Raw genomic sequence first — 11,824 nt, forward strand, 5'->3', positions numbered from 1 at the left:
CTTTTGTTTCAGTAGTTGGCAACATTTGCCCTTTTACATAACAATGGAATGTCATAAACACACCAACAAAAACAATAAGAATAACAAATCTATTGTGAATTATATTTTTAATCATTTTTTCCTCCTTATCCCCTGCTAACTCTTGCAACCTCTCTACCAAAACCACCACTTGTGTATAAGGGCTTTGCCTTTGTGCTTCATTTTATTTTTATTATGCAGTTTGTGAAATGCTCTCAAAATATCTTTCACAATCTTCGTTATTTGAATAAGGAGCATAAGCAATATGATTAGGACTCAAAAAATCCTCTTTGCACGATTGAATTTCCTCTTCATCAGCAGAGACAATACCTAAAAGGCTAATATTCATTTTTGTATAATTTTTGTCTTTTAAGCTAAAATACATTAATTCTTGTATGTCCGCCTTATCATTTACACTGCCAAATCTACTATAATATTTCTTGCTTGTTATTTTATTAATGACAGAAAAAGAAAAATCATTACAAGATTCCAATAAAAGCTTATTTTGAAACTTCTTTTCATAGACAATTTTTGTTGTTTCATTGGCTTGTGCGTATCTATCTTTTTGCTCTCTAACGTGAAACTTATAACCGATATAATCCTCATATAAAATATTTGCTACCTCATTTATATCTTGTTCGCTTACTATGGAATCTATCTCGCTAAAGCGTAAATGATTATCATACCAAGATTGTGCGTTCATCTCTTGCCTTATGCTTTCTAAGAAAAAAGGTAAGGCTTTTTTATCAATGGAGGGAAATTTAAAAAGGTGCTTGATATGCTCTTGACTTTTATCAATATAGATTTGTTTTTTATTGCCTTGCTCGTCCCATAGCCAAATACCAACATTAAAAAACTCATCACTTCTTATATGTGGAAAGTATTTTATCACCCTGTAAGTGTAGATTTTACGCATTAAAAATCCTTTTTGATTGCTCTCTTTTGGCAATGATTTGTGCTAAATATTCTTTCTCCTGTGATTGTGATTCAAATAAATGCGTGATTTTACAAATATTTTGGATAATATTATTTAACGCAACCTTATCAACTTTTGAGCGTAAATGCTTGATATTTTTTCTCTCTATTTCGTTAAAAAGATAATCTTTAAAGCAACATTTATCAAAATAGATTTCATTTGGATTAAACATTTTGGTTTTTGATTTTAAATCATCAAAAAGATAAAGTGAATCTAACGCTAAACCAAAATCAATCAACCAATATTTTTCGTTAGAATCTTTTAAGATATTAGGATTTTCTGTGCTTCTGTCTGTATTCATCAATCTTGCGTCATAGTGAATGGTTAAGCGTTTAAATTCTTGTGTAAAGTTCCTTGGGGGGAGAGACTTACTTGCATTAGGTATAAATTCCACACCTAGATTCAAGCCTTTTGAAACTTTAAGGTTTTCATAAGCTTGTTTTTCTCTCTCGTCTTGACTATTTGCGAATTTCTGTGCTAGGCTAAGTGTCTCGTCATTGACTTCAAGGAGGCAAAACTTTGGAATATAAGAGGCATTTAAAGCATTTAGGTAAAGATAAGAAAAAATTTCAGCAAAAAGCTCTTTAGAGGAAGTGAAAGGCTCATCATTTGAATCAAAAGTTTTTATTCTTGTCTTTAAAATATAATCTTTTCCATCATCTGCAACAATATGCAACGGGCAAGTCATTCCATAGCCCATTACTCTTTGTATTTTGTTAATTAGCCTTCTTTCCACCACTCCACCACCTCAATAAAATGAATGAATTATATCTCTTTTTACTTAACCCTACCCCACCAATGCCAAACTTAGCTCCTCCACAAGACTAGGCAAAGAATCGTTAAAAATCGCTTTTGCCCTATAAATCCCGCCTAAGTCCGCGCAAATCTCTTGAATATCCTTGATTTCTGCACAGCCATTTGCGATAATGTATTCTTTGATAAGCTCCAAAAATGCCTCTTGCTCGGGGCTAAATGCAATGCCCTTTTTCTTACATCGCCCACGCCACAGATTATAACGCGCATTCGCCCCAATCGCAAAATCTTGCAGTTCATTATCCATTTTGAGCGCATAACGCACAAGGGAGATGAGGTTGGTTAGGTTTTTGCTAGGATTCTTACTCACTTTGCCCTTATCGCGCAGTTTATACGCATTCCATAAGCTTGGAATATCCATAGAATCCTGCTTAAGCTTATGCGCTAACTCCTTAATTACCTCATAAGTTAGGTGGCGGTTTTTGTAATTTTGCGCATAGATAATGCTTAGGGCGGTGATTTCATCTTTATGCTGTAAAATAAATTCATTAAATTGCGCGATGAGATTCTGCGCCTTTTGCGTGTCAAATTCTGCACTAAGCACAGAATCTTGCGAGATTTCATCAATATAGATTTTGCTCTTTTTTACCAACTCTAAAAGCAATTTGCAAAATGTGTCATTTGTGAAAATCTCTAGCGGGTTGTGCGCTATCTCTGCCCTCTCTAACGCTTGTAAGGAATCCGCAAATGTTAAAATCTCTTTTGCAAGTGTGCAAAGGCTTTTGTCAAAATTAAGTTCTTGCAAACTCGTATTGTCCTCATCACTTAACTTTAGCTCTAAACGCGTAAGCCTTGAAGCAAGGCTTAAAAGCGTGTCTTTTTCATATTCACCTTTTGCCACACTCTCGCGCACAAGTTGCAAAATCTCCTTTAGACTTAAGCGTTTCTTGCGCTCTAAGGGGCGCGAATCAATCTTTTGGCTTTCACTCACACCCACCGCGTCAATCACATAAAAACGCGTCTTGCAGTCCGCATTTGGCGTAACCGCCCTTAAATCGTCATTATGGATACTCCGCACCCCGCGCCCAACCATTTGCGCATAATAACTCGCCGATTTGACATCACGCATAAAAATCAGCACTTCTAAGGGCTTAATGTCTGTGCCTGTGGCTATCATATCCACCGTAACCGCAATTCTAAACTTTTTGGAATGCCTAAAGGCATTGATAAGCTCGTGTGGGTTTTGATTGCCGATATTATAGGTGATTTTTTGCGCAAACTCATTGTCTGCGTTAAACACTTCTCGCGCAAGGCGCACGATTTCCTCTGCGTGATTATCATCTTTGGCAAAAATCAAAGTTTTGGCCAAGAAGCTTCGCTCACGTTCGGGAAAAAGTAGGTCAAAGACTTTGTCTCTATAAGTCTCTAAAATCGTGCGGATTTGGCTAGGAGCAAGCACAGAGCGGTCTAAATCTGCTTTGGAATATTCTAAATCCTCCTCTAAGCTCTCATAGCCGATTTTTCGCGTGTCTTTATCGCGGAATGGCACTTGAAATTCCGCATTTGCTTCAATAATACTTCCTTGCTCACTAATTTGGGTTTTAATCCTAAAGATTTCATAGCCCACATTGACTTTGTCAAGAATGGATTTTTCTAAATCATATTGCGCCACAATATTTTGAGCGAAAAAGCCTAGAGTGTGTTTAGAGGGTGTCGCACTAAGCCCGATAAGAAACGCGTCAAAATACTCTAGCACTTGTCGCCACAGCCCATAAATGCTGCGGTGGCATTCATCAATGATGATAAAATCAAAGGTATCAATGCCAATTTGGGGATTATAGGCAACTTCTTTTGTTTCTTTATCCTCATTTTCAAAGGCGGAGTGTTCCTCCTCTGCGCTATCAAACTCACTCTCTCCACGCAAGATAGAATACAGCCGCTGAATTGTCGTAATCACGACTTTGGATTCTGTGGGAATGTGATTTGTCTCTAAATGCACCACATTATAAATCTCGCTAAAATGCCGCTTGTCTGCACTTGGGCTGAAATTATCAAATTCTTTTTTTGCTTGTTTGCCAAGATTGTTTCTATCCACAAGAAACAAAATGCGCTTTGCTTTTGCTATGCTTAGCAGACGATACGCAAAATTACAAGCGGTAAAGGTTTTGCCCGCACCTGTTGCCATTTGGATTAAGGCTCTTTGTTTGTTTTGTTTCAAAGATTTTTCTAAGCCCTCTATCGCGTCTTTTTGACAATCTCTTAGCTTTTTAGAATCTTGGCTGCTTAGTGCTGGGATTTGTTGAATTCTCTCACGCAAAGAATTAGAGCTAAGTTTATCCAAAAGCTCTTTTGGCGTGTGAAAGGCAAAAATCCTCCTTGCGCGTGGGTTTGGTTCGCGTAAATCTGTAAAATAAATTTCACTCGCATTGCTGACATAAACAAAGGGCAACATACCTTGAAAAGAGGGAATATGCGCGGGGAGAGTATAAGCATAATTTTTGGCTTGATTTTCCGCCCCACTTAGAGACAAAGAAAATTTTTTCGCCTCTATCACTCCACACGCCTTGCCTTTGACAAAAAGCATATAATCTGCCTTTGTGCCATTTTCTAGGATAAATTCTTTTATGGCGAGATTGCGTGCTGCATTGGGAGTGGAATCCCCTAAAGCGTAATCCTTAAAATCTCTTAACTCAAATCCCGCTAATGATAAAAGCTTATCAATCTCTTCTCTTGCTTTTTGCTCTGGCTTTAAATCTTGTTCCAAACCTTGTCCTTTTTCTCTTTGCCTTATCGCATTTTACAATAAACTTAAAAGTTATGTGCAAGGAATCGTAACTATTTCTTGGTAAAATACCATTCAAGAAACGCAAGTATAATAGAGCTAAAAGGAGTTCCCATAAAGAATAAGCATCATTTTTTAACAATCTCTTTGTTTGCAGTGGTATTTTTAGCAACTTCTAGCCTTGCAAGTCAAAAGGATATAATGCAAAAACAAGCACATATAAATCCTTATTTAAAATCTTGGAGCGACATAGGGGAATTTTTTGCAAGTGATTATTTCTATGCGCCACTTTCTGGCACTTCAAGGCTAAGCAGCAACTTTTTTAGTATAAAGATTCTCAAGCATAATAAAAATACTTTACAATTAGGCTTTCTGCTTGAAAAAGCAATAAATGGCGGGGCAAGACTTAGAGAATGGGGGAATGAAGGCTCTTGTTATAGAAATAATGAGAGCAAAGGTAAGCCCATTGCACTTTTAAAGCCTTTAAGCCCTACACAAGCACAGATTCTATTCCCTGCTTTTCCACAATGCACCCTTATGGCACAAAGAGATGCTCAATACTTATATATTAATATAAAGAAGCAAAAGGCAAATAAAGCCTGTGCGTTTTTAGAGCAAGAATGTGAATTTGATGTGGGGGAAGAATATTATATCACTGATAAATATTATAAGCTTAAAGCTGGATTTGACTGCACAAAGGCAAGAAGTGCGAGTGAAAAGAGCATTTGTTCTGACCCCTCTCTAGCAAATGACGATAGGATAAATAATGTCTTGTATCTTGGTGCAAGAGAATATATAAAGAATCTCGCCTTAGAAGAATTAACGCTATACACAGATAAAAATAATGAAGTATCTATCAATGAGCTAGATTCAAAGCTTATAAACACTCTACAACAAGAGTTAGAGACACAAAAATCCCTTCTGCTTAAAAAGCTTTTAAATACTCAAAGAGATTATTTGAAAAACAGAGAATCTTGCAGCGATGATAAGGAATGTATAGAAAATGTTATGCATAATAGATTTGGTGAGCTAGACTATCCTTTTCCAAGATATGAAGAAGAAAACATAAACAAAGCAGTGCAAAAAGTCTTTATGTCTCAAAAAAAGGATTCATTATGAAAATGCCTCCACTTAATGAGCAAGAACGCGCAGTTCTTTTACACAAAGCCACTGAAGCACCTTTTAGCGGTGCTTATACAGATTGCTTTGAAAATGGAATCTATCTTTGTAGGCAATGTGGCACACCCCTTTATGAATCAAATGCAAAATTTCCTTCACATTGTGGTTGGGCAAGTTTTGATGATGAGATTCAAGGTGCGATAAAGCGCATACCCGATAGTGATGGTGTGCGCACTGAGATTATCTGCGCTCATTGTGGCGGACATTTGGGACATATCTTTGAAAATGAGGGCTTTACCCCTAAGAATATACGCCATTGTGTAAATTCACTCTCGCTTAGCTTTCGTAAAAACAATGCTCAATAAGAAAAGATAGAATCTACCCTATACGAGCGATTTCTTCGCTTAAAAATGTCTTCCAATGTTCAGGTGTAAGAGCCTTAGCAGTAATAAATATATCCTTATCGCCGCGTCCGGAAATATTAGCAATAATTTTTTTGCCTTTTATATCTTTGCATAGGCGTATAACAGCAGCGAGAGCGTGGCTAGATTCTAAAGCGGGAATAATGCCCTCATATTGAGCAAAAAAACTAAGTGCTTCTAAAGCCTCTTTATCTGTGGCAGATTGAAATTCCACACGTCCAACCTCATACAAATGTGCTAATTGAGGTCCAATCCCCGCATAATCAAGTCCTGCCGAAATAGAATGCGTATCACTAAGCTGCCCATCTTTATCTTGCAAAAACAAGCTTTTATAGCCCTGTGCAATGCCTTCACTTGCATTTATTGTATTAATCCTAATAGCATTTTCCCCCTCTTTATCTCCTATACCTCCAGCTTCAACGCCAATAAGTCGCACACGCTCTTCTTTGAGATAATGAGTAAAAAATCCCATAGCATTGCTTCCTCCACCCACACAAGCTACCAAAATATCAGGCAAGGAGCTAAAATAAGCCTTTGTTTGCTTCTTAAGCTCTTTACTTATCACACTCTGCAAATCTCGCACAATATCAGGATATGGATAAGGTCCAAGTGCGCTTCCTAGCACATAAAAGCTATCATCACTTCTTTTACTCCACTCACGCAAAGCCTCATTAACTGCATCTTTAAGCGTCTTGCTTCCACTGCTGACACTATGGACTTTTGCACCAAAAAGTTCCATATTAAAGACATTGGGACGCTGTCGTGCTATATCTATCTCACCCATAAAAATTTCACACTCTAAACCCAAACGTGCGCAAGCTGCTGCTGTGGCTAATCCGTGCTGTCCTGCTCCTGTCTCGGCAATCACACGTTTTTTCTTCATATGCTTTGCTAAAAGCACTTGTCCTAGAGCATTGTTAATCTTGTGCGCCCCTGTATTTGCTAAACCTTCAAACTTCAAATAAATATCATTTTTGAGAATCTTTGAAGCATTATGAGCATAAATAAGCGGTGTTGGACGCCCCACAAAATGCTTGAATAAGCTTTTAAGCTCCTTTTTATATGCTTTACTCACAAACACGCCACGATATGCTTTTTCCAATTCTTTTAAAGCCGGAAGCAAAATTTCAGGGATATATTGCCCACCAAAAGCGTGATTACCACCTTTTGCTTCCCCAAAATAACCATTTTTAGATTCTGTAAATATTTTCTTTTTCATTATTACACGCCACTCTTTAATTTGAAAGTAGCTGAGATTATAGAAAAAAACGCATTAGCTTCACTTTAAATAACATTCTTTTCAAACAAATTATAGTATAATTGACACTTTCTTTAACTTTTATAGTCATCTTGGAGGATTCTTTGAGCGCACAACCAAAGCCACAGCTTATGGGACATATCATTGCAGGTTATCCAAGCTTTGAATCAAGCTTATATGCGGCACTTGGTATTTGCCAAGCCGGAGCGAGTTATCTTGAAGTGCAGTTTCCATTTTCTGACCCAAACGCCGATGGAAGCGTTATTGAAGAGGCGTGCAATAAAAGCATAGCGCAAGGATTCAAAGTTGCTCAAGGTTTTAAGCTACTCCACACGCTCTCCCAACATATAAACCAAGACAACAAGCAGCCCACACGACTTATTATTATGACTTATGCTAATCTTATTTTTCATTATGGCATTGAAGCATTCATCAAAGAAGCTAAAAAATGCGGTGTATGGGGTATAATCGCACCTGATTTACCTATAGAATCTGATGAATCTCTCCGCATTTTAGCCAAAAAACATCATATCCGCATTATCTCTCTTATTGCTCCAAAAGTAAGCATATCACGGATTAAAAAAATTGCAAAAATCAGCGATGAAATCGTATATGTCGTGGCACGTGCTGGGATTACTGGGGAAAAAACACATATTGATAAAGCACTTTTTGAGTGGATAAGGCTTATTCAAAAGCACTGCAAAAAACCTATTGCACTTGGCTTTGGGATAAATTCCTACGAACAAGTAGCAGCACTAAAAGATAAAGTAGATATTATTGTGGCAGGAAGTTATTTTGTGCGATTTATTAGCGAGCTTAGCACACAATCTCAACTTAGCCCACAAGATTATATGCACAAACTTCAAGCACACGCACAAATGCTAATGGGTTGGGATATAAATGAGTAAAAAATGACACTTCTTATTCTTTTGACAATCTTATTTCTTATTCTCTTAGTATGTGGGAGTATTGCCGGACTTATAGCATATTTTTCTACAAAAAAACTACAGAGCATTTAATCACACTCAATGCACAAATTACCACCCTTAAAGCTGCTTTAAAACAAGCTCAACAAGGCGAAACTTCATTAAAACAATCTACAGATAAAAATATCATTTCACAAAGCTTATCTCATCATACTCCACAAACACACATATTACAAGAAGCACAAACTGCTGCTTATACGCATTCTCAATCTACTACAAAAATACCAAAAGATACTTTAAAACCCACACAAATACTCCAATCACAATCCCTTAAGAAAAAAGACTTTTTTGATTTTGAATGGCTCTTTACACAAAGGGTAATGGTATTTTTAGCGGGAATTTTCTTTATTTTTGCAGCTTTTTTTCTTATTCGTTATAGCCTCGAACATAATTTGCTCACACCTGCTGTGCGCATAAGCCTTTGTATAGGATTTGGCATTATCCTTTTTGTAAGTGGCATATCTTTACACTATCTCCAACATCATAGCATTTTTTATAGAATCTATAACCTTGCACTCCACCATTTAAGGCGCATTGCTAAAATACAACCTCAACCTCTCAATACCTCTACTTCATATTTTTCTTTGCCTCATTTAACATTGCAAATAATTGCTCAAACACTTGTTGGTTCTTCACTCGTAGTGCTATTTTTTAGTTTTTATGGAGGCTTTAAGATTTATGGCTTTTTTGGTGATTTTTTTACGCTCATAACTTTAAGTCTCATTGCACTTATAGGATTAGGCTTAAGTGTGCGTTTTGGTGTGATTATTGGTATTTTTGGATTACTTGGAGGCTTTACAACACCTATTTTGCTCTCAAGTGGATATTATAACGCACCTTTTCTCTTTGGCTATTTAGGAATATTTTATATCATAAGTATGTATTGTGTGCTACGATATGCTCAATCTAAACCTCAACTTATATACTTAATAGTACTTGCAAATATCCTTATGGCTCTCTTTAGCTTACACTTTATAATATTTTACACTATGAGCAAGAGTGATTTGTTCATAGCATTTTTGCTCTGTGTCGGTATGTTTTTAGGCAATATACTCTTACTTGCAAAATTTCACACCCTTAGAGAATCTCCTGTGTATAATAACTTTATTGCCTTTAGTATTCTCTCTCCTGTATGCTTTGTGGTCTGTCTTTTTGGGCGAGATGATATGGCTATAACTTTTTCTTTTGTAGAATACGCTTTTTTAGCTGTGCTTTGTGTATTGACATTGCTTATCCCTTGTATGCTAAAAAATCTGAGTTCATTTGTGCTCCATACTCCTTTGATAGCGACTTTTCTCTCAGTCGTAGCTCTTTTATTAAAATTAGACAATGCGCCATTTTTGCCCTTTTGTATCATATTTATGAGCTTTATCTCTGTGTATCTCTTCATATTTAAGCATAAGATTCTTTATCTGTGGCTGCAATTTATGGTTGTGTGTGGCTTTAGCATAATGATGCAAGGCTATGATAGAGACGCATTAGAAATAGTGTATTGTGTATGGTTTGCAATGGGTATTTTTGCATATAGCTATATTTACAAACATATCAGCGCGGAATGGGCAAAGGCAAAAAGCCTTGATTATCTTTTGTTATCTTATAGTATTTTATGTGCGATAGGAGCATTGAATCTAAGCAATATGCCTTTTGTGATATGGGTAAGTAGTGGGCTGATACTTGCGTATTTAGGTGGGCAGATTCTCAAACGCAACATTGCATATTTTGAATATATTTTTATCGCTCTTGGGATATTGGCAAATGTATTCTCAAAAGAGGGATTGTTTTATATTGATTCGGTAAGTATTTACTCTCCAAATCCAAATATATTTATTACATTATCCGCCTTATTTGGAAAAACTATGCACTATCATTTTAGCACTCTTTTACTCTCTCTTGGCTCTTGTGCGATTTTGCTTTTTATTTTAAAAAATAAATCTTACGCATTTCACACCTATGTCAATATCATCTTATTGAGCATTTGCTGCATAAGTGCAATTTTAATTGTGCAGGATCTATGCTCTATTCACCTTTTTGGACATCATCTTATCTCATATCCTCTAAGCACATTGTGTATTGGGTTTTTGGCACTTATTATGGGAAAATATTTATCTGCAATTAACACATTAAGCATAAAGGCACAACAGGCTTATATTTTTATAGTAGGCTTTTTATGTGTGAAGTTTTATTATGATGTGGTTATTCTTGGTATATTTGCGTATAATCCACTTATAATGCTTATCCCTCATTGGAATCTTTATGATATGGCTCTTTTACTTGTTGGATTAATAGGTTGCCTTCTTATCGCGTGGCACTTCCAAAGCATATTTACATATTTTCAAACACAAGATTATATGTTTAAAAAAGATTATAAGCACATCATTTCTGCTATCCTTTATGTAAATTATAGCCTTATTTTCGCACTCGGTCTTATAGTGCTATTTTTTGGAGTAGCTTACGGATTCTATGTATATCATTTTTTAGGAGATTTGATACACATACCCGATAGCACAATTAATTGGGATTTTTGGCTTATGTTTCCTTTGCAAAACTACGCTTATTCGGTAACTTTAGTGCTAAGTGGAGTAATACTTTTATACTTCTACATCAAAAAGCATATAAAGATTTTTAGAATCTACTCCCTTCTCTTATTTATCCTTGCTACCTCAAAAGTCTTTTTACTTGATACAAGCTCTTTTGGTGGAATTGCTAAGATTGTGCTTTTTATCTTTATGGGCATTGTTTTTCTCTTACTCTCTTATATCTATTCACGCTATATTAACAAAGAACACGCTTAAGGCTCAATGATATAAGGCACGGAGCGCACACCCGTATCTGCCACCGCTTGTGTAAGTGCCATAGCTGCTTTTATATCCATAGATTGTCCTTTAGATTTAGGCGTATAAAGCTTTTGAAGCATAGCGATATCTTTGGCTTGATTACCGCTTTTATTTTTTAGCGCATTTGCAGCTTTAAGTATAGAATCTTCACCCAAAAAGCCTACGACCAAAAGTTCTACATTTGCACTTTCTAAACGTTTATCAAGATTTGCAAATTCTCTTTGGCAATAAGGGCAGTTAAAATCGGATACGATATAAATAGTTTTGTTGCTTGGCTTTTTTGCTTTAAAGGTAAAAACATTGGCTTTTTGGGCTTTAAAAACCTCCTTAAGTTTTGCGCTAATTCTTAGCTTTTCTTTTTCATATAAATTTTTATAAAACTCTTGCACACGAGATTCTGTGCTTTTATCTTGAGCAATCAACACTTCAGCTTGAAATATCATTTTACCATCATCAGTAGCAAGAAATGGCGCTTGTTGATTATTAACCTCCACTATAACCATACTCAAACCACTCCCTAAATCACTACTAGAGACGATATTTCCTTGAATCTTATTTGCTTGGAGTGTTTTTTGTAGCTCTGCCTTATCAGCCGCACCATACCCTACACTCCATATAAAAAATAATGCGATTAATCCTTTTACAATGTTCATTTGTGCTCCTTATATTTTTAAAA

At 36.1% G+C, this 11,824-nt stretch carries 9 protein-coding genes; 4 read left to right on the plus strand and 5 right to left on the minus strand.

Annotated features, from left to right (window positions below):
* Window positions 1-211: 211 nt before the first annotated feature.
* The 3 genes from LS66_RS08470 to LS66_RS08480 are packed head-to-tail and all read right to left on the minus strand — an operon-like array spanning window position 212 to window position 4,511.
* Window positions 212-934 carry a DUF3037 domain-containing protein gene (locus LS66_RS08470; protein WP_034366854.1) on the minus strand — a complete coding sequence of 241 codons (723 nt, stop codon included), beginning with the start codon at window positions 932-934 and terminating at the stop codon, window positions 212-214.
* Window positions 927-1,730, minus strand: a complete 804-nt coding sequence (locus LS66_RS08475) for a HipA family kinase (RefSeq protein ID WP_138092061.1) — start codon at window positions 1,728-1,730, stop codon at window positions 927-929. The genes LS66_RS08470 and LS66_RS08475 overlap by 8 nt, the downstream gene beginning before the upstream one ends.
* A gap of 51 nt (window positions 1,731-1,781) precedes the next feature.
* Window positions 1,782-4,511 carry a DEAD/DEAH box helicase family protein gene (locus tag LS66_RS08480; RefSeq protein WP_034366848.1) on the minus strand — a complete coding sequence of 910 codons (2,730 nt, stop codon included), beginning with the start codon at window positions 4,509-4,511 and terminating at the stop codon, window positions 1,782-1,784.
* Window positions 4,512-4,730: 219 nt separating this feature from the next.
* Here LS66_RS08480 and LS66_RS08485 point away from each other — a divergent pair, with 219 nt between their 5' ends.
* Window positions 4,731-5,648, plus strand: a complete 918-nt coding sequence (locus LS66_RS08485) for a hypothetical protein (protein WP_138092064.1) — start codon at window positions 4,731-4,733, stop codon at window positions 5,646-5,648.
* Between the two features lie 2 nt (window positions 5,649-5,650).
* Window positions 5,651-6,013: a methionine-R-sulfoxide reductase gene (locus tag LS66_RS08490; protein ID WP_034366867.1), complete on the plus strand. Its 363-nt coding sequence runs from the start codon at window positions 5,651-5,653 to the stop codon at window positions 6,011-6,013.
* Window positions 6,014-6,026: 13 nt separating this feature from the next.
* On the opposite strand, the gene trpB is transcribed toward LS66_RS08490, so the two are convergent.
* Window positions 6,027-7,289 carry a tryptophan synthase subunit beta gene (gene trpB, locus LS66_RS08495; protein ID WP_034366842.1) on the minus strand — a complete coding sequence of 421 codons (1,263 nt, stop codon included), beginning with the start codon at window positions 7,287-7,289 and terminating at the stop codon, window positions 6,027-6,029.
* Between the two features lie 143 nt (window positions 7,290-7,432).
* Here trpB and trpA point away from each other — a divergent pair, with 143 nt between their 5' ends.
* Together trpA and LS66_RS08505 are read left to right on the plus strand one after the other, a co-directional pair.
* The gene (trpA, locus tag LS66_RS08500; protein WP_034366839.1) at window positions 7,433-8,236 is read left to right on the plus strand and encodes a tryptophan synthase subunit alpha; all 804 of its coding nucleotides are present in this window, start codon (window positions 7,433-7,435) and stop codon (window positions 8,234-8,236) included.
* Between the two features lie 50 nt (window positions 8,237-8,286).
* Window positions 8,287-11,106, plus strand: a complete 2,820-nt coding sequence (locus LS66_RS08505) for a DUF2339 domain-containing protein (protein ID WP_034366836.1) — start codon at window positions 8,287-8,289, stop codon at window positions 11,104-11,106.
* On the opposite strand, the gene LS66_RS08510 is transcribed toward LS66_RS08505, so the two are convergent.
* Window positions 11,103-11,801, minus strand: a complete 699-nt coding sequence (locus LS66_RS08510) for a hypothetical protein (protein ID WP_034366834.1) — start codon at window positions 11,799-11,801, stop codon at window positions 11,103-11,105. The two genes, LS66_RS08505 and LS66_RS08510, sit on opposite strands and share 4 nt — an antisense overlap.
* Between the last annotated feature and the right edge of the window lie 23 nt (window positions 11,802-11,824).

Source organism: Helicobacter sp. MIT 03-1614 (assembly GCF_000762925.2).
Lineage (GTDB): Bacteria > Campylobacterota > Campylobacteria > Campylobacterales > Helicobacteraceae > Helicobacter_C > Helicobacter_C hepaticus.

Coding starts and splice junctions, on each gene's coding strand:
- LS66_RS08470 (WP_034366854.1), bottom strand. CDS start 934: ATGCGTAAAATCTACACTTACAGGGTGATAAAATACTTTCCACATATA.
- LS66_RS08485 (WP_138092064.1), top strand. CDS start 4,731: ATGCAAAAACAAGCACATATAAATCCTTATTTAAAATCTTGGAGCGAC.
- trpB (WP_034366842.1), bottom strand. CDS start 7,289: ATGAAAAAGAAAATATTTACAGAATCTAAAAATGGTTATTTTGGGGAA.
- LS66_RS08510 (WP_034366834.1), bottom strand. CDS start 11,801: ATGAACATTGTAAAAGGATTAATCGCATTATTTTTTATATGGAGTGTA.
- LS66_RS08490 (WP_034366867.1), top strand. CDS start 5,651: ATGCCTCCACTTAATGAGCAAGAACGCGCAGTTCTTTTACACAAAGCC.
- LS66_RS08505 (WP_034366836.1), top strand. CDS start 8,287: ATGTGGGAGTATTGCCGGACTTATAGCATATTTTTCTACAAAAAAACT.